Below are 16,885 nucleotides of genomic sequence, written 5' to 3' on the forward strand. Positions count from 1 at the left end.
TCGGCCCGGCATACGTGGTTCAGCCCAGCGGTGTCAGCAGGCAGCGGCCCACCAGGCCCACGCCCGAACCGAGCCGCTCGGCGAACTCCTGCGCCGTCTCGGGCAGGCCGCGCAGGCCCCACAGCACCCGCGCCGCCGCCCACGCGCCGTCCCTGGCCATCTCCAGGCTCCAGGAACCGGCGAGGTGGGTGAGCGGGTCGGCGACGTCCAGCAGGTCGGGCCCCGGCATCAGGCTCTCCCGGATGCGCTCCTCCAGCCCGGCCAGGAGGTCACCGACGCGTTCGAAGTCCGCCACGAGGGCGGCCGGTTCGCACTCCAGGGCCCGGCAGGTGTCCACGACGGCCAGCGCCAGGTCGTGCCCGATGTGCGCGTTGATGCCCGCCAGCGCGAATTGCAGCGGGCGCACCCCAGGGTGGCGGCGCAGTTGGAACACCGGGCGCCAGCAGGCCGGTACGGTCAGGCCGGCGCCGGCGGCGTCCACCGCGGCGAGGTAGCGCCGGGCGAACACCGCGTCCAGCTCGCCCGCGGCCGCCGGGTCCTGGAAGGCGCCCGCGCCGAGCCGCCGTACGACCTCCTCGGTGACCGAGAGGTACACCCGGTTGAACACCGCGATGCCGTCGGAGGGCGGGAGCGTGGCGTCCAGTGCGCGCAGCCGTGCCAGGACCGCGGCCACGGGAGCGGGCACCGCAGCGGCCGTGACGTGCCGAGTCGTCGTCATGGGCACAGCGTGACAGCCGGGCACCCACCGCAGAGCTGCCTGGCGGGCGGATGACCGGATCGGGGTAATTCCCGGCGCGCCCCCTTGTCCGGGCGTACTCCCACCGGCGATCACTGTTCAGCCAAAACTCCACCGCCGGTCGTCCTGAGTGGCTATTTTCAGCCTCCGACGAATCGGCCCGTCCTGCCGGCGGGCCGCTCTGCACCGGAGGTTGACGCGTGTCCCGAAGACTTGCCGCCGCCCTGTCCGCCCCGGCCGTGGCCGTGACCTTGCTGGTGGCGGGCGCCGCTCCGGTTCAGGCCGCGCCCGCCGACAGGTCCCGGGTACTGGCCGGCTGGACGCAGACCGCCGCGAGCAGCTACGGCAACTGGCTCGCGGCCCGCGCCGACCAGGCGAGGTGGGCGGCGTACGGGTTCGACTGGACCACCGACCACTGCTCCAAGTCGCCCGACAACCCGTTCGGTTTCCCCTTCGAGACCTCCTGCGCGCGCCACGACTTCGGCTACCGCAACTACAAGAAGGCCGGGACGTTCGGCACGAACAAGCCGCGCCTGGACAGCGCTCTCTACGAAGACCTCAAGAGGGTCTGCGGGAAGTACACCGGCGCGAAGAAGACCTCGTGCACCGCGCTCGCGTGGACCTACTACGAGGCGGTCAAGAAGCTCGGCTGAGGCGCGCGGGTCACGCCTTCGGCTCCTGCCCTCCCGGCCGCTCCGGGTTCTCCGGCGCGTCCGCGTCGTACGCGCTGGTGCCCTCGTCCAGCAGCGGCCCCTGCTCCTTCAGGTGCGCGGGGGCCAGCGCGCGCAGCACGTGGTAGCCGGAGAGCACCACGATCGTGCCGAGCGCGATGCCGCCCAGCTCGAAGTTCTCGCTGATCTTCAGGCTGACGCCGCCGATGCCGATGATGACGCCCGCGGCCACCGGCACCAGGTTCAGCGGATTGCGCAGGTCCACCTTGTTGTGCACCCAGATCTGCGCGCCGAGCAGGCCGATCATGCCGTACAGGATGACGGTGATGCCGCCCAGCACGCCGCCGGGGATCGCGGCGACCACGGCGCCGAACTTGGGGCACAGGCCGAAGAGCAGCGCGAAACCGGCCGCCGCCCAGTAGGCCGCGGTGGAGTAGACGCGGGTCGCCGCCATCACGCCGATGTTCTCGGAGTACGTCGTGTTGGGCGGGCCGCCGAGCGCGGTGGAGAGCACCGAGCCGACGCCGTCGGCGGAGATCGCGGTGCCCAGCTTGTCGTCGAGCGGGTCGCCGGTCATCTCGCCGACCGCCTTGACGTGGCCGGCGTTCTCGGCGACCAGCGCGATCACCACGGGCAGCGCGACCAGGATCGCGGACCACTGGAAGGCGGGCGCGTGGAAGGACGGCAGGCCGATCCACTCGGCCTTGCCGACGGCCGACAGGTCCAGCCGCCAGTGGTCGGTGACCTGCCCGGCGCCGTTCGCCGAGTGGATCTTCCCGAAGACCAGGTCGAGGACCCAGGAGATGCCGTACCCGAAGACCAGCCCGAGGAAGATCGCGATCCGGGACCAGAAACCGCGCAGGCAGACAACGGCCAGCCCGGTGAAGAGCATGGTCAGCAGCGCCACCCACTGGTCCTGCGGCCAGTACGTGCTCGCCGTCACCGGCGCCAGGTTGAAGCCGATGAGCATGACGACCGCGCCGGTGACCACCGGCGGCATCGCCGCGTGGATGATCCGCGCGCCGAACCGCTGGACGGCGACGCCGACCAGGAAGAGCGCGACGCCGACGACGAGGACCGCGCCGGTCACGGTGGCACTGGTGCCGCCCTGCGCGTGGATCACGGCGGCGACGCCGACGAAGGAGAGCGAGCAGCCGAGGTAGGACGGCACCCGGCCGCGGGTCGCCAGCAGGAAGATGACGGTCGAGACGCCCGACATCATGATGGCGAGGTTCGGGTCCAGTCCCATCAGGACCGGGGCGACGAAACTCGCGCCGAACATGGCCACCACGTGCTGTGCCCCGAGGCCGGCGGTACGCGGCCAGGACAGCCGTTCGTCCGGTCTGACGACGGCTCCGGGGGCGGGGGTGCGCCCGTCGCCGTGCACGGTCCAGCGCACACCGAGGCCCATGAGTGCTCCACTTCTTCACGTACGTCGCAGGGGGTCGGCCGGCTTCGAGGGTCCGGCCGGGACATGTTAAGTCGGCATAAGGCCGTCCGCGGCGCGCGGACGGCCTGCGGCACGGTGCTGCGCGCCCCCGCGGCCGGAGCATTCTAAGCAGCCGCTTACGATGGCTGGATTCATTCCTTGAACAGTCAACAGCACAGAAGCAGGAGCACCAACCCGTGAGCGTCGAAGCCCTTGAGGCCGCCCCCGCCGTCCCCTACGGACAGCTGGTCCCCGTCACCGTGCACTTCGACGACCTCGACGCACTCGGCATGCTGCACAACTCGCGCTACCCGCTGCTGGCCGAGCGCGCCTGGGCCGAGTTCTGGCACGGCCGCGGCTTCGGCTTCGACGGCGACTGGGCGGCGGCCGGCGACATGTGCAACGTCATCAAGGAGATGAAGGTCTCCTACGAGCAGCCGGTCACCCGGCCCGGCTACTACGCCGCCCACCTGTGGGTCGAGAAGCTGGGCCGCACCTCCCTGACGTACGGCTTCCGGATCTGCTCCGCCGACGGCGAGCAGACCTACGCGCGCGGCCACCGCGTGCTGGTGCGCGTCGACCCGCAGGCGCTGCGGCCCGCCCCCTGGTCCGACCACGCCCGCGGGATAGCGGCCGAAATGCTGCGCCCCGAGGCGCAGTCCGCCTGAGCCGGCCGCTCGCGGGCGCCCCGGCTCAGGACCGCTCCAGGCCGCCGGCCGGCACGGAGTCGCGCCCGGTGGTGCCGCGGCCCGGCACCCGCAGTACCCCGGCGCCCAGGACCAGCCCGCAGGCCAGCACCGTCACCAGGACGAAGGAGCCGGTCAGCGAGGTGGCCTGGGCGATCGAGCCGATGGCGGACGGGGCGATCAGCCCCGAGGTGTACGTGATGGTGGCGACGCCCGCGATGGCCTGGCTGGGCGCCGGGCCGCTGCGCCCCGCCGCCGCGAACGCCAGCGGCACCACCACGGCGATGCCCAGCCCGATCAGCGCGAACCCCGCCAGCGCCATGGCCGGGTGCCGGGCCGCCACGATCAGGACGCCGCCGGCCGTCGCCAGCAGCCCGCTCGCCCGCACGGTGCGTACCGGCCCGAAGCGGGCCACCACCCGGTCGCCCGCCAGCCGGGCGACCGCCATGGTGCACGCGAAGGCCGTGGTCGAGGCGGCCGCCAGGCCCGCGTCGGTGCCCAGCGCGTCGCGCAGGTAGACCGCCGACCAGTCCAGGCTGGCGCCCTCCGCGAAGACCGCGCAGAACCCGACCGCGCCGATGATCAGCGCGGACTTCGGGGGCAGCGCGAAGCGCGGCGGCGGGTGCTCGTCGGGCGTGCTGCGCAGGTCCAGCACGCCCTGGCAGGCGATGGCGCCCAGGACGGTCGACACCGCGGCGGCGACGGCCAGGTGGAGCCGGGCGTCGGTGGCCGCGTGCGCCGCAGCGGTGCCGGCCCCCGAGCCGAGCAGGGCGCCCACGCTCCACATGCCGTGCAGGCCCGACATGATCGGCTTGCCGAGCCGGTCCTCGGTCTCCACGCCGAGCGCGTTCATCGCCACGTCCGCCATGCCGGAGGTGGCGCCGTACGCCAGCAGGGCGCCGCACAGCCCGTACAGGTTGGGGGAGAGGGCGGGCAGGGCGAGCGAGAGGGTCCACAGGGCGAGCAGCAGGCGCAGCGCGGCGCGGGCGCCGAGACGGTGGCTGATCCGGCCGGCCAGCGGCATGGCGAGCGAGGCGCCGATCGCGGGGAAGGCGAGGGCGAGGCCGAGCTGTCCGGCGCTGAGGTGCGCGTGGTCCTGGATCCAGGGGACGCGGGTGGCGAAGCCGCCGGTCACCGAGCCGTGGACGAGGAAGACCACGGCGACGGACCAGCGGGCGCGGCGCAGCCGGGCCGGGGCGAAGCGCGGTGTGGAGGGTGGTTGCGAAGGTGGGGGAGCCGCGTCGGGGACGCCTGTGCCATCCATGGCGTCAAATTATCAGGAAGCCTGCCTGATAATAAGAGGAGTTGCCGAGCTGCCGTCGCGACCTCCGGACCAGGGGGTCTGGAAGGATCCGGGCATGGAAGAGACGCGCGGAGCCGCCCCCGGCCGTACCGCCGCACCGACCACCGCGCACGCCACCCCGCGCACCGCCTCGCCGAGCACCGCGCGGGCCATCAACGACCGCCTGGCCCTGCAACTTCTCCAGGCCGAGGGGCCGCTGACGGCCGGCGAGCTGAAAGCGGCCACCGGACTGTCCCGGCCCACCGTCGCCGACCTCGTCGAACGCCTCCGGGCCGCCGGACTGATCGCGGTGGTCGGCGAGTCCGGCGCCCGGCGGCGCGGTCCCAACGCCCGGCTGTACGCGATCGTCGCCGACCGGGCCCACCTCGCCGCCGTGGACCTGCGCACCCACGGCGCCACCGTCGCGGTCGCCGACCTGCTCGGCCGCGTACTCGCCGAGGCCACCGTCCCGGTGAACCCCGGCACGGCCCCCGACCGGGCGGCCGCGCACGGCGTCGCCGTCCTGGAGAAGCTGCTCGGCGAGGCCGGTGCCGGACGGCCGCACGCCGTCGCGGTCGGCGCCCCCGGCCTGGTCGACCCGGCCACCGGCCGGTTCGGCGGCACCGAATGGGTGCCCGCCTGGCACGCCGCGCTGGTCACGGCGCTCGGCGACCGGCCCGCCGCGCCGGTCCTGCTGGAGAACGAGGTCAACCTCGCCGCCATCGCGGAACAGCGCGACGGCGCCGCGCGGGACCGCGACACCTACGTCCTGCTCTGGCTCGGCCACGGCACCGGCGCCGCCGTCGTCCTGGACGGCCGGCTGCGCCGCGGCGCCTCGGGCGGCACCGGCGAGATCGGCTTCCTGCCCGTACCCGGCACCGGCGCGCTGCCCACGGCCGCGGGCTGCGACGGCGGTTTCCACTCGCTGGCGGGCTCCGCCGCGGTCTGCGCGCTCGCCGCCGAGCACGGCATCCGCGCGGACGCGCCCGACGCCGCAGGGCCGGACGACGACGCCGCGCCCGCCGCCGAAGCGCTGGTGCGCGCCGCCGTCCGCGCGGGCGACGCCGGCGCCCCCTTCCTCGACGCGCTGGCCGCCCGCGTCGCCATCGGCGCGGCGGCCGTGTGCGCCGTACTGGACCCCGGCTGCGTCGTCCTCGGCGGCGAGACGGGCCGCGCGGGCGGCGACGCGCTGGCCGGGCGGGTCGCCGCGCACCTCGCGCGGATGTCGCCGCTGCGCACCGAGGTGCGCGCGGGCACGGTCGGCGGCCGGGCCGTCCTGCGCGGCGCGGTGCTCGCCGCCATGGACGCCGCGCAGCACGACCTGTTCGGGCCCGCCGCCTGAGCGCCTACCGCGCGGCCGCCGCCTTGCCGCCGCTCCGCCGCGCGAGGAAGTCCGCGTAGCGCACCGTGCCGTCCGCGTGCTGCGGGGTCACGTTCTCGCCCCGCCGCAGCGCGCCGAACAGCCCGCCCGGCAGCCACAGCGGTACGAGCAGACGCCGCCGCCCGCCGGCCCGCAGCGTGTCCCGTACGAGATCGCGGGCGGCGAGCACCTCGGGGCCGCCCATGTCCGCGACCCGGCCCGCCGGTGCGCCGGACGCCAGCGCGGCCAGCCGGCCGGCGACCTCGCCCACGTCCACCGGCTGGAACCGCACCCCGGTCGGCACCGGCAGCACCGGCAGCCGCGCCCCGGCCTTGACCGCTCGCAGCACCAGGTCGTGGAACTGGGTCGTGCGCAGCACGGTCCAGCCGAGCCCGGACTCCGCGATCAGCCCCTCCACCTCGTGCTTCGTCCGGTAGTAGCCCAGCGGGATGCGGTCCACGCCGACGATGGAGATGTAGACCAGGTGCCGCACCCCGGCCGCCCGCGCCGCCTCGACGAGCCGCCCGGCCGCCTCGGTGTCGCCCTTCGGCGCCGAGGCGCAGTGCACGACCGTGTCGACGCCCGCCACCGCTTCGGCCAGCCCCGTGCCGTCGCGCAGGTCGACCGCGTACGAGGCCGGCCGCGGCCGGCCGGCGCCGGTGTCCGGGCGGCGGCTGAGGGCGCGTACGTCGTGGCCCGCGTCGAGCAGCCGGGGGATCAGGGCCCGGCCGAGCGTGCCCGTGCCGCCGGTCACCAGAATCGTCGTCATCGAGATCAGTCCTCGGAAGTAGGGGAGGGAAGGCGTGCGCGCGTGTCCGGCACGGCCAGTCGCCGCTGGGACGGGGCGGCGGCCCGGACTGTGACACGGCGAGCGCGTTCTGTGAGACAGCCCACAGCCCGCCGCCCGCCCGGCCGACGATCAGACGTGGCAGACTGAAGCCGTACTGAAATGACATACGCAGCGCACTCCGGGGTCGGTGAAAGTCCGAACCGGCGGTAATAGTCCGCGACCCGTCCGCCGCCAGCGGCCGGTTGAGCAGGTGGAATTCCTGCACCGACGGTTAAAGTCCGGATGGGAGGCAGTGCGCGGCGGGCGAGCATCGGTACGCCGCCGCCGGCGGTCGTCCTCGCGTTCAAGGGGGCGGTCTCTCTTTCCGGCCTCGGTGTGTCGTTGTCCCGTTCCCGTTTTTCCTGTCGTCGTGACAGCCCCGGAGTCCGTGCCCTGAGAGGCAGGAGGACCCGGTGGCCACCTCAGCCCCCGCGCAGACCGCGGCGATGCGCCGAGCCATCGAGCTTGCCGCCCGCGGCCTCGGGCACACCAGTCCCAATCCCGTCGTCGGCTGCGTCGTCACGGACGCGCGCGGACACGTCGTGGGGGAGGGCTGGCACGAGCGGGCCGGCGGCCCGCACGCCGAGGTCAACGCGCTGCGCGCGGCCGGGGACCGGGCCCGCGGCGGCACCGCGTACGTCACCCTGGAGCCCTGTAACCACACCGGCCGCACCGGCCCCTGTGCCCAGGCCCTCATCGACGCCGGCATCGCCCGCGTCCACTACGCCGTCGCCGACCCGAACCCCACCGCCACCGGCGGCTCCGCCACCCTGGCCGAAGCCGGCATCGAGGTCGAGGGCGGCCTGCTCGCCGACGAGGCCGCCGCGGGCAACGAGGCATGGCTGACCGCCGTACTGCGCCGCCGCCCCTTCGTCCTGTGGAAGTACGCCGCCACGCTCGACGGCCGGATCGCCGCCGCCGACGGCACCAGCCGCTGGATCACCTCCGCCGAGTCCCGCGCCGACGTCCACCGGCTGCGCGCCCAGGCCGACGCCGTCATCGTCGGCTCCGGCACCGCCCGCGCGGACGACCCGCACCTGGGCGCCCGGCTCGCGGGCCTGGCCGACGCCGAGGTCAGCCAGCCGCTGCGGGTCGTGGTCGACACCGGCGCCGCCGTCGTCAAGCCCGGCGCCCGCGTCCTGGACGGCACCGCGCCCACCCTGATCGCGGTCGCCGCGGACGCCGACGCCCGCCACCTCGAAGGACTCGCCCCGATCGTCCGGCTGCCGCGCGGCGCCGGCGGCACCGGGCTGCACATCCCCGCCCTGCTCAAGGCCCTGTACGAGCGCGACGTGCGCTCCGTGCTCCTGGAAGGCGGCCCGACCCTGGCCGGGTCCTTCCTCGCCGCGCACGCCGTCGACAAGGTCGTCGGCTACCTCGCGCCCGTCCTGCTCGGCGCCGGCCCGGCCGCCCTCGGCGACGCCGGAATCGGCACCATCGCCGAAGCGTTGCGCCTCGATGTGACCGCCACCGCCCGGCTCGGGCCCGACCTGCGCATCACCGCCACCCCGACCCGCCACGCCCCGAACGAGGAGAACTGACGTGTTCACCGGAATCGTCGAAGAACTGGGCGAGGTCGCCGCCGTCGAGAACCTCGGCGACAGCTCCCGGTTCACCCTGCGCGGCCCCCTGGTGACCGAGGACGCCAAGCACGGCGACTCGATCGCCGTCAACGGCGTCTGCCTGACCGTCGTGGACACCCGTGACGGCACGTTCACCGCCGACGTGATGGCCGAAACGCTCCACCGCTCCAGCCTGGGCGCCCTGACCGCCGGCTCGCGCGTCAACCTGGAACGCCCGATGGCCCTCGGCGGACGCCTCGGCGGCCACCTCGTCCAGGGCCACGTGGACGGCACCGGCACCATCGTCGCGCGCACCCCCGGCGAGCACTGGGAGATCGTCGGGATCTCGCTGCCCGCCGGGCTCGCCCGCTACGTCGTGGAGAAGGGCTCCATCACCGTCGACGGCGTCAGCCTCACCGTCGTCGAGGCGGCGGACGACCACTTCACCGTCAGCCTGATCCCCACCACCCTCGCCCTGACCACCCTCGGGACCAAACAGCCCGGCGACCCGGTCAACCTGGAGGTCGACGTGCTCGCGAAGTACGTCGAACGGCTCCTCGGGCAGGGGCAGGGCACGACGGCGGCCGCCGCGGCCGTGGAAGAGAGCCTGCGGTGAACGTCCTCGGCCGGCTGAACGACGAGGCGTTCGCCGTCCTCGGCCAGCACGTCATCTGGTCCGACATGATCGGCAACACCGTCGGCCTGGCCGCCCTGGCCTTCGGCTGGCGGCGCTCCATCTGGACCTGGCCCGCCCAGTTCCTGTCCGGCCTGATCCTCGTCTCCGCGTACGCCTACGCCCACCTCAGCGGCGGCGTCGGCAAGCAGCTCCTGGTCATCGGCGTGGCGCTGTGGGGCTGGCGGCAGTGGCAGCGCGGCCGGCAGCAGGCGCAGGACGGCTCCATCGCGGTGCGCTTCGCCACCTGGCGCGAGCGCGGCCTGCTCGCCGCCGGCACCGCCGTGGGCACCGCCGCCGTCGGCTCGCTGTTCGCCCTCGTGCCGCAGCTGTCCTGGAACCCCTGGCCCGACGCGTACATCTTCGTCGGCACCCTGGCGGCGATGGTCGCCCAGGCCCGCGGCCTGGTCGAGTTCTGGTTCGCCTGGCTGCTCGTCGACCTCGTCGGCGTCCCCCTCGCCTTCAGCAGCGGCCTGGCCTTCTCCGGCCTGGTCTACGTCGTCTACCTCGGCCTCGTCCTGTGGGGCCTGCGCGACTGGTGGCTGCGCTCCCGTACGAATCCGCAGCCCGTCCTGGAAGGAGCGGCGGCATGACCGCACTGCAGAGCTGGTACGACCCCGAGGACACCGGGGCCCGCGAACCCGTCCTGGTCCTGGACCCCGTCGAGCAGGCCGTCGCCGACATCGCCGCCGGGCGCCCGGTCGTGGTCGTCGACGACGAGAACCGGGAGAACGAGGGCGACCTCGTCGTCGCCGCCGAACGGGCCACCCCCGAAATCCTCGCCTTCATGATGAGCGAGTGCCGCGGCCTGATCTGCGCCCCCATGGAGGGCGCCGAACTGGACCGCCTCGCCCTGCCGCAGATGGTCGAGCACAACACCGAGTCGATGCGCACCGCGTTCACCGTCTCCGTCGACGCCACCGCGGCACACGGCGTCAGCACCGGCATCTCGGCCGCCGACCGCGCCACCACCCTGCGTCTGCTCGCCTCCGGCGAGGCCGCCCCCGGCGACTTCGTGCGCCCGGGACACGTCTTCCCGCTGCGCGCCCGCGAGGGCGGCGTGCTGGTGCGCAACGGCCACACCGAGGCGGGCGTGGACCTGGCCCGGCTGGCCGGGCTGCGGCCCGCCGCCGCCATCGTGGAGATCGCCGGCGAGGACGGCACGATGCTGCGGCTGCCCGAGCTGGTCCCGTTCGCCCGCAAGCACGGCCTGTCGATCATCTCCATCGAGGACCTGATCGCCTACCGGCTGAGCTCCGAGCCCACCGTGCGGCGCGAGGCGGAGACCCGGCTGCCGACCCGCCACGGCGAGTTCACCGCGTACGGCTACCGCTCCACCGTGGACGGCGTCGAGCACATCGCGCTGGTGGCGGGCGAGATCGGCGACGGCGAGGACGTCCTCGTACGGGTCCACTCCGAGTGCCTGACCGGCGACATCTTCCACTCGCTGCGCTGCGACTGCGGCCCCCAGCTGGAGGAGTCGCTGCGGCGGATCTCGGAGGCGGGCCGCGGCGTGGTGATCTACCTGCGCGGCCACGAGGGGCGCGGCATCGGCCTGATGTCCAAGCTGCGCGCCTACGAACTCCAGGAGCGCGGCCGCGACACCCTGGACGCCAACCTGGAGCTGGGCCTGCCCGCCGACGCCCGCGACTACGGCGCCGGCGCCCAGGTCCTGGCCGATCTGGGCGTACGGTCGCTGCGCCTGATGACCAACAACCCGGAGAAGACCGAGGCGCTGGTCCGGCACGGCCTCAAGGTCACCGGCCGGGAGCCGATGCCCGTACAGGCGGGCGAGCACAACCTGCGGTACCTGCGCACCAAGCGGGACCGGATGGGGCACGACCTGCCCTGGCTCGACGCGGAGCGCGCGTCGGCCTGCGGCAACCAGTAGCACCGCGGCCGGACCCCGGCCGTCCCACCCGTTACGTACACGAACACCACGAGGAGAACCGTGAGCGGCAAGGGCGCACCCGAACTGTCCGTGAAGAACTGTGGCGACCTGCGGGTGGCCGTCATCGCGGCCCAGTGGCACGAGAAGGTGATGGACGGCCTGGTGGACGGCGCCCTGCGCGCCCTGTCCGAGCTGGGCATCGACGAGCCGACGCTGCTGCGCGTGCCGGGCAGCTTCGAGCTGCCGGTGGTCGCCAAGGTCCTGGCGGGCCGCGGCTACGACGCGATCGTGGCGCTCGGCGTCGTCATCCGCGGCGGCACCCCGCACTTCGACTACGTGTGCCAGGGCGTCACCCAGGGCCTGACGCAGGTCAGCGTCGACACCGGCGTACCCATCGGGTTCGGCGTGCTGACCTGCGACACCGAGGAGCAGGCCCTGGACCGGGCCGGGATCTTCGGCTCCACCGAGGACAAGGGCCACGAGGCGGTGACCGCGGCCGTCGCCACCGCCGCGACGCTGCGTACCGTCGCCGAGCCCTGGCGCTGAGCGGAGCCGGGCGACCGCGTAGGGTGGGGCACATCATGTCCAAGAAGACGTTCGAGGAGCTCTTCGCCGAGCTCCAGCAGAAGGCCGCCACCGGCGACCCCGCCACCTCCCGCACCGCCGAGCTGGTCCGGTCCGGCGTGCATGCGATCGGCAAGAAGGTCGTCGAGGAGGCCGCCGAGGTCTGGATGGCCGCGGAGTACGAGTCCGACGAGGCCGCCGCCGAGGAGATCTCCCAGCTCCTCTACCACCTCCAGGTGATGATGGTCGCCAAGGGGATCTCCCTCGACGACGTCTACGCCCATCTCTGAGCCGTCGCCCGGCCCCCGTACGACCGCACCCCCCCTTCCCCCTCCCTCCTCTCCCCCTCTCGCACAAAGGAAGTCGCTCTCATGCTGCGCATCGCCGTCCCGAACAAGGGTTCACTGTCCGAGCCTGCGTCGGCGATGCTCCATGAGGCCGGCTACCGCCAGCGCAAGGACCGCAGGGAACTGGTCCTGGTCGACGCGGAGAACGAGGTCGAGTTCTTCTTCCTGCGCCCGCGCGACATCGCGGTCTACGTCGGCTCCGGCAAGCTGGACATCGGCATCACCGGCCGCGACCTGCTGCTCGACTCCGGCGCGCAGGCCGAGGAGATCATGCAGCTCGGCTTCGCCGGCTCGACCTTCCGCTACGCCACCCGCCCCGGCACGGCCAAGGAGGTCACCGACTTCGGCGGCATGACGGTCGCCACGTCCTTCTCCGGGCTGGTCACCCAGCACCTCGCGGACAACGGCGTGCACGCCTCCGTCGTGCACCTGGACGGCGCCGTGGAGACGGCCATCCAGCTCGGCGTCGCCGAGATCATCGCCGACGTCGTGGAGACCGGCACCACCCTGCGCAACGCCGGGCTGGAGATCATCGGCGAGCCGATCCTCAAGTCCGAGGCGGTCGTCATCCGCGGCAAGGGCGCCCCCGAGGACGACCCGAAGGTCCGCCAGTTCCTGCGGCGCATGCAGGGCGTCCTGGTCGCCCGGCGCTACGTGATGATGGACTACGACATCCGCGTGGAGCACGTCGAGAAGGCCGTCGCCCTCACCCCGGGCTTGGAGTCGCCGACCGTCTCCCCGCTGCACCACGAGGGCTGGGTCGCGGTCCGCTCGATGGTCCCCTCCAAGGACGCCCAGCGCATCATGGACGAGCTCTACGAGCTGGGCGCCCGCGCCATCCTGACCACCGGCATCCACGCCTGCCGCCTCTGACCCGGCGATCCGGCCGCCGCCGACGGGCGGCGGCCACACCCGCCCCCGGCCCGCGCCGGCGGCCCGTACGAAAGAGCCCAGCGACGTGTCCGCGCCCGCATCCGCGCCCCTGCCCGCCCTCCCGGTGACCTTCCGGCCGGCCCGCACCCGGGCCGTCCTGTACGGCGTCGGCATCGCCCAGCTCGCCGTCCTGACGGTGATCGCCGTGCTGCTGCCGAAGCTCGGCGGCGGCGAGCGGATCAGCTTCGTGTTCACCGGCCTGATCGTCCTCGGCGTGCTCCTGCTGCTGGCCCGCCCCAAGGTGGTCGCCCGCCAGGAGGGCATCACGGTCGTCAACCTGACCACCAAGCGCGAGCTGGCCTGGGCCCAGGTGCTGCGCGTCAACCTCCGCCAGGGCGACCCGTGGGTCCACCTCGACCTCGCGGACGGCACCAGCCTCCCGGCGATGGGCATCCAGCCCGGCATCGCCCGCGACCAGGCCATCCGGGACGCCCGCACCCTGCGCGCCCTCGCCGAGGAGCACGGCTCCGGCGACCACTCGGACCGCTGAGAACCCGCGCCCGCCCCCGGGACACCGGCGCCGACCCTGCCCGCACCCCTGCCCTGCTGATTACCCTGGTGCCCAGGGCGCGCACCGCGCCCCGCCCCGTCAGCGGGCCACTGCGACCTGAGGAGTGACTCCCTCCAGCAATGGACGGATCGTCCGGTAGTACCTGCGCCGCCCCTCCACCGGAACCCCCGCATCCACGGGAGTTCCCCCGCATCCCGGAGGCGGCGGCATGACCGCCAGTCTGCTGCTGCTCGCGGCGGCACTCGTCCTGATCCTCGCCAACGGCTTCTTCGTCGCCGCCGAATTCGGCCTGGTGACCGTGGAGAAAGCCGAGGCCGAACGGGCCGCGCAGGAAGGCGACCGGCGCGCCCGCACCGTCGTCGGCGCCCTGCGCGAACTCTCCTTCCAGCTCTCCGGCACCCAGCTCGGCATCACCATCACCTCCCTGGTGGTCGGCATGCTCGCCGAGCCCGCCCTCGCCCACCTGCTGTCCGGGCCGCTGGCCGGCACCGGGCTGCCGGCCGGCGCCGTACCCGGTATCGCCGTCGTGATCGGCATGCTGCTGGCCTCCGCCGTGCAGATGGTCCTCGGCGAACTGGTGCCCAAGAACTGGGCGGTCTCCAGGCCGCTCCAGGTGGCCCGCTTCGTCGCGGGCCCGCAGGGCGCCTTCTCCCGCTTCTTCCGCCCGGTGATCTCCCTGCTGAACACGGTCGCCAACCGGCTCGTACGGGCCCTGGGCGTGGAGCCGACCGACGAGCTGGCCTCCGCCCGCACCCCCGGCGAGCTGGTCTCCCTCGCCCGCCACTCGGCACAGGCGGGCGCGATCGAGCAGGACACCGCCGACCTGTTCGTACGGACCCTCTCCCTCGGCGGGCTGACCGCCGAGAACGTCATGACCCCGCGGGTACGGGTCAGCGCCCTCCAGGCGTCCGCGACCGCCGAGGACGTCCTCAACCTCACCCGCGCCACCGGCCTGTCCCGCTTCCCCGTCTACCACACCCGGCTCGACGAGGTCGTGGGCATGGTGCACCTCAAGGACGCCCTCGCGGTGCCCGAGCACGAGCGGCTGCGCACCCCGGCCGCCCGGATCGCCGTACCGCCGCTGCTGGTTCCCGCGACGCTGCCGGTGCAGCCGCTGCTGGAGCGGCTGCGCAGCGAACAGCCGATCGCCGTGGTGGTCGACGAGTACGGCGGCACGGCCGGTGTCGTCACCCTGGAGGACATCGTCGAGGAACTGGTCGGCGAGGTCCGCGACGAGCACGACCGGATCGACCTGCCCGAACTGGCCCAGGCGCCGCCCGAGGACGGCCGGCCCGCCTGGGACGCCGACGGCGGCTGCCGGGTGGACACCCTGCTGCGGATCGGCCTGGACGCGCCCGACGGCCCGTACGAGACCGTGGCGGGCCTGCTGGCCCACATACTCGGGCGGGTCCCCGCCCCCGGCGACACCGCCGAACTGGACGGCTGGCGGCTGCGGGTGCGGCTGGTGTCCCACCACCGCGCCGAACGCGTCCGGATCATACGGACCACGAGCGCGGCGGCGCCGGCCCCGCTCCTCGCGGAGGTGACCCGGTGAGTTTCCTGCAACTGCTCTTCGCCGCCTTCCTGGTCCTGGTCAACGGCTTCTTCGTGGGCGCGGAGTTCGCACTGGTCTCGGTGCGCCGCAGCCAGGTCGAACCGCTGGCCACCGCGGGCTCCAAACGGGCCCGCAAGGTGTTGCACGGCCTGGAGAACCTGCCGCAGATGATGGCGGCGGCCCAGTTCGGCATCACCGTCTGCTCCCTGACGCTCGGCGCGGTCGCCGAACCGACCGTCGCCCGCCTCCTGGAGCCCCTCTTCCACGCGGCGCACCTGCCCGAACCGCTGGTCCACCCGCTCGGCTACGTCATAGCCCTGGCCGCGGTGGTCTTCCTCCACCTGGTCATCGGCGAGATGGTCCCGAAGAACCTGGCGATGGCCGCGCCGGAGAAGACCGCGCTGTGGTTCAGCCCGGGCCTGGTCGCCTTCGCCCGGCTGTGCCGCCCGGTCACCGCCCTCCTCGGGGCGTGCGCGCGCGGCGTGCTGCGCCTGTTCGGCGTCGAGCCGAAGGACGAGGTCGAGGCGGTCTTCACCAGCCAGCAGCTCACCGACCTCGTGGCGGACTCCAAGCAGGCGGGCCTGCTGGCCCCCGCCGAGCAGGAGCGCCTGTCCGACGCGCTGGAACTGGGCAGCCGGCCGGTCACCGACGTCCTCCTGGACCCGGCCGGGCTGGTCACCGTCGATCCGGCCGTCACCCCGCGCCAGGTCGAGGAGCTGACCGTCAAGACCGGTTACTCCCGCTTCCCGGTGTCCGCGCCCGGCGGCGCGTACATGGGCTACCTGCACGTCAAGGACGTACTGGATCTGGAGGAGGGCGACCGCGCGGTACCGCAGCACATCTGGCACCCGATGGCGACGCTGCGCGCCGAACTCCCGCTGGACGACGCCCTGACCGCCATGCGCCGGGCCGCCTCCCACCTGGCCGCGGTGGCCGACGCGTCCGGCCGGGTACTGGGCCTGGTCGCGCTGGAGGACGTACTGGAGAAGCTGGTGGGGGAGGTGCGCGACCCGGCGCACCGCCAGGAGCTGCCGCGGCTCGCGCAGGTGGGCGGCCGGGCCGCCGGGGCGCCGGGCGACCGGGTCTCCGGCCCGCGCGGCGAACCGGACCCGGCCAGGGAGGACCGGGCGATGGCGGGTTGATGGCCAAGGGGCGCAAGCGGGCGCGCGGCGAGCGGGCGGGGCTCAGCCGCGCCCGGGTGCTGGACGCGGCGCTCGCGCTGGCCGACCGCGACGGGCTCGCCGCCCTCTCGATGCGCCGCCTCGGCGCCGAACTCGGCGTCGAGGCCATGACGCTGTACCACTACGTCCCGAACAAGGACGCGTTGCTGGACGGCCTGGTGGAGCGGGTGTTCGAACAGGCGGCTCCGCTCACCGCCGACGGCGGGCGCTGGCGGGCGGCGCTGGAGGAGTACGCCGCTTCCCTCCGGCAGACCCTGCTGCGCCACCCCGGCGTGCTGCCGCTCGCGATGAGCCGCCCCGCCCTGTCGCCGCAGACCCTGGACGCCGTGGAACACGGCCTGCGGATGCTGCGCGACGCGGGCTTCCCGCTCGGCAGGGCGCTGGACGTACTGAACTCGCTCACCGTGTTCGCCGTCGGGCACACCGCCGTCGAGGCCGCCACCGCGCGCGCCGACGAGCAGGGGGCGCCCGGCTCGGCCGCGTATCTCGCGCAGTTGGACACCGGCCGCTTCCCGCTCCTCGCGGAGGCCGGCCGGGGCGGCCACGGAACCGACGACGCGGCGCGCTTCCGCCACGCCGTCCGGGCCCTGCTGGCGGGCTTCGACGCCGCGCCGCGCTAGCGCCGGGGGCGCCCGTTCGAGCCGGGCGCCCCCGGTACGGCCGGTGCGGCTGGTG

Annotated in this window: 18 protein-coding genes and 1 riboswitch; of the genes, 14 read left to right on the forward strand and 4 right to left on the reverse strand. The window is 74.1% G+C overall.

Annotated features, from left to right (window positions below; translation table 11 throughout):
* Positions 1-19: 19 nt before the first annotated feature.
* The gene (locus ACH4OW_RS04665) at positions 20-718 is read right to left on the reverse strand and encodes a DUF5995 family protein (RefSeq protein ID WP_360135883.1); all 699 of its coding nucleotides are present in this window, start codon (positions 716-718) and stop codon (positions 20-22) included.
* A 218-nt stretch (positions 719-936) separates the two neighbouring features.
* On the opposite strand from ACH4OW_RS04665, the gene ACH4OW_RS04670 reads away from it, so the two are divergent.
* Positions 937-1,389 (forward strand): phospholipase, encoded by a 453-nt coding sequence (locus ACH4OW_RS04670; RefSeq protein ID WP_398024925.1) that lies wholly within the window; start codon positions 937-939, stop codon positions 1,387-1,389.
* 10 nt (positions 1,390-1,399) lie between these two features.
* Here ACH4OW_RS04670 and ACH4OW_RS04675 read toward each other — a convergent pair whose 3' ends face one another.
* The gene (locus ACH4OW_RS04675) at positions 1,400-2,818 is read right to left on the reverse strand and encodes a uracil-xanthine permease family protein (protein WP_398024927.1); all 1,419 of its coding nucleotides are present in this window, start codon (positions 2,816-2,818) and stop codon (positions 1,400-1,402) included.
* A 215-nt stretch (positions 2,819-3,033) separates the two neighbouring features.
* On the opposite strand from ACH4OW_RS04675, the gene ACH4OW_RS04680 reads away from it, so the two are divergent.
* Entirely contained in the window at positions 3,034-3,504 is a 471-nt protein-coding gene (locus ACH4OW_RS04680) for a hotdog domain-containing protein (RefSeq protein ID WP_360135887.1), read from the forward strand.
* Positions 3,505-3,529: 25 nt separating this feature from the next.
* Here the strand turns inward: ACH4OW_RS04680 and ACH4OW_RS04685 are convergent, their stop codons facing one another.
* On the reverse strand, positions 3,530-4,786 hold the full coding sequence (locus ACH4OW_RS04685) for an MFS transporter (RefSeq protein WP_360135889.1): 1,257 nt from the start codon (positions 4,784-4,786) through the stop codon (positions 3,530-3,532).
* A gap of 94 nt (positions 4,787-4,880) precedes the next feature.
* Here ACH4OW_RS04685 and ACH4OW_RS04690 point away from each other — a divergent pair, with 94 nt between their 5' ends.
* Complete coding sequence (locus ACH4OW_RS04690; protein ID WP_398024930.1) at positions 4,881-6,146, forward strand: ROK family transcriptional regulator; 1,266 nt, start codon at positions 4,881-4,883, stop codon at positions 6,144-6,146.
* Between the two features lie 4 nt (positions 6,147-6,150).
* On the opposite strand, the gene ACH4OW_RS04695 is transcribed toward ACH4OW_RS04690, so the two are convergent.
* Positions 6,151-6,933, reverse strand: a complete 783-nt coding sequence (locus ACH4OW_RS04695; RefSeq protein ID WP_398024932.1) for an SDR family oxidoreductase — start codon at positions 6,931-6,933, stop codon at positions 6,151-6,153.
* A 190-nt stretch (positions 6,934-7,123) separates the two neighbouring features.
* Positions 7,124-7,254, forward strand: a riboswitch (FMN riboswitch).
* 152 nt (positions 7,255-7,406) lie between these two features.
* On the opposite strand from ACH4OW_RS04695, the gene ribD reads away from it, so the two are divergent.
* The 11 genes from ribD (at position 7,407) to ACH4OW_RS04750 (ending at position 16,830) form a co-directional block, all read left to right on the forward strand.
* Complete coding sequence (gene ribD, locus ACH4OW_RS04700; protein ID WP_398024934.1) at positions 7,407-8,534, forward strand: bifunctional diaminohydroxyphosphoribosylaminopyrimidine deaminase/5-amino-6-(5-phosphoribosylamino)uracil reductase RibD; 1,128 nt, start codon at positions 7,407-7,409, stop codon at positions 8,532-8,534.
* 1 nt (position 8,535) lies between these two features.
* Positions 8,536-9,171, forward strand: coding sequence for a riboflavin synthase (locus ACH4OW_RS04705; protein ID WP_398024935.1), 636 nt, complete (start codon positions 8,536-8,538; stop codon positions 9,169-9,171).
* Complete coding sequence (locus ACH4OW_RS04710; protein ID WP_398024937.1) at positions 9,168-9,821, forward strand: nicotinamide riboside transporter PnuC; 654 nt, start codon at positions 9,168-9,170, stop codon at positions 9,819-9,821. Before ACH4OW_RS04705 ends, ACH4OW_RS04710 begins: the two co-directional genes overlap by 4 nt.
* Positions 9,818-11,119 (forward strand): bifunctional 3,4-dihydroxy-2-butanone-4-phosphate synthase/GTP cyclohydrolase II, encoded by a 1,302-nt coding sequence (locus ACH4OW_RS04715; protein WP_398024939.1) that lies wholly within the window; start codon positions 9,818-9,820, stop codon positions 11,117-11,119. Before ACH4OW_RS04710 ends, ACH4OW_RS04715 begins: the two co-directional genes overlap by 4 nt.
* Positions 11,120-11,179: 60 nt before the next feature.
* Positions 11,180-11,665 carry a 6,7-dimethyl-8-ribityllumazine synthase gene (gene ribH / locus ACH4OW_RS04720; RefSeq protein WP_003986918.1) on the forward strand — a complete coding sequence of 162 codons (486 nt, stop codon included), beginning with the start codon at positions 11,180-11,182 and terminating at the stop codon, positions 11,663-11,665.
* Between the two features lie 35 nt (positions 11,666-11,700).
* Entirely contained in the window at positions 11,701-11,973 is a 273-nt protein-coding gene (locus tag ACH4OW_RS04725; RefSeq protein ID WP_360132832.1) for a phosphoribosyl-ATP diphosphatase, read from the forward strand.
* Positions 11,974-12,054: 81 nt separating this feature from the next.
* Positions 12,055-12,903: an ATP phosphoribosyltransferase gene (gene hisG, locus ACH4OW_RS04730; protein ID WP_360132829.1), complete on the forward strand. Its 849-nt coding sequence runs from the start codon at positions 12,055-12,057 to the stop codon at positions 12,901-12,903.
* Positions 12,904-12,988: 85 nt separating this feature from the next.
* Entirely contained in the window at positions 12,989-13,453 is a 465-nt protein-coding gene (locus tag ACH4OW_RS04735; protein ID WP_360132826.1) for a PH domain-containing protein, read from the forward strand.
* Positions 13,454-13,682: 229 nt separating this feature from the next.
* Positions 13,683-15,029, forward strand: coding sequence for a hemolysin family protein (locus ACH4OW_RS04740; protein ID WP_360132823.1), 1,347 nt, complete (start codon positions 13,683-13,685; stop codon positions 15,027-15,029).
* Positions 15,026-16,171: a hemolysin family protein gene (locus tag ACH4OW_RS04745; protein ID WP_398024943.1), complete on the forward strand. Its 1,146-nt coding sequence runs from the start codon at positions 15,026-15,028 to the stop codon at positions 16,169-16,171. Before ACH4OW_RS04740 ends, ACH4OW_RS04745 begins: the two co-directional genes overlap by 4 nt.
* Positions 16,171-16,830: a TetR/AcrR family transcriptional regulator C-terminal domain-containing protein gene (locus ACH4OW_RS04750; RefSeq protein ID WP_398024945.1), complete on the forward strand. Its 660-nt coding sequence runs from the start codon at positions 16,171-16,173 to the stop codon at positions 16,828-16,830. The genes ACH4OW_RS04745 and ACH4OW_RS04750 overlap by 1 nt, the downstream gene beginning before the upstream one ends.
* Positions 16,831-16,885: the final 55 nt, after the last annotated feature.

It is taken from the genome of Streptomyces sp. NPDC017056, from assembly GCF_044332485.1.
GTDB lineage: Bacteria > Actinomycetota > Actinomycetes > Streptomycetales > Streptomycetaceae > Streptomyces.

Bases quoted from the DNA above. Each gene is read 5' to 3' on its own strand.
- ACH4OW_RS04665 (WP_360135883.1), bottom strand. From the start codon at position 718: ATGACGACGACTCGGCACGTCACGGCCGCTGCGGTGCCCGCTCCCGTG.
- ACH4OW_RS04675 (WP_398024927.1), bottom strand. From the start codon at position 2,818: ATGGGCCTCGGTGTGCGCTGGACCGTGCACGGCGACGGGCGCACCCCC.
- ACH4OW_RS04685 (WP_360135889.1), bottom strand. From the start codon at position 4,786: ATGGATGGCACAGGCGTCCCCGACGCGGCTCCCCCACCTTCGCAACCA.
- ACH4OW_RS04690 (WP_398024930.1), top strand. From the start codon at position 4,881: ATGGAAGAGACGCGCGGAGCCGCCCCCGGCCGTACCGCCGCACCGACC.
- ACH4OW_RS04695 (WP_398024932.1), bottom strand. From the start codon at position 6,933: ATGACGACGATTCTGGTGACCGGCGGCACGGGCACGCTCGGCCGGGCC.
- ACH4OW_RS04715 (WP_398024939.1), top strand. From the start codon at position 9,818: ATGACCGCACTGCAGAGCTGGTACGACCCCGAGGACACCGGGGCCCGC.
- ACH4OW_RS04725 (WP_360132832.1), top strand. From the start codon at position 11,701: ATGTCCAAGAAGACGTTCGAGGAGCTCTTCGCCGAGCTCCAGCAGAAG.
- hisG (WP_360132829.1), top strand. From the start codon at position 12,055: ATGCTGCGCATCGCCGTCCCGAACAAGGGTTCACTGTCCGAGCCTGCG.
- ACH4OW_RS04740 (WP_360132823.1), top strand. From the start codon at position 13,683: ATGACCGCCAGTCTGCTGCTGCTCGCGGCGGCACTCGTCCTGATCCTC.
- ACH4OW_RS04750 (WP_398024945.1), top strand. From the start codon at position 16,171: ATGGCCAAGGGGCGCAAGCGGGCGCGCGGCGAGCGGGCGGGGCTCAGC.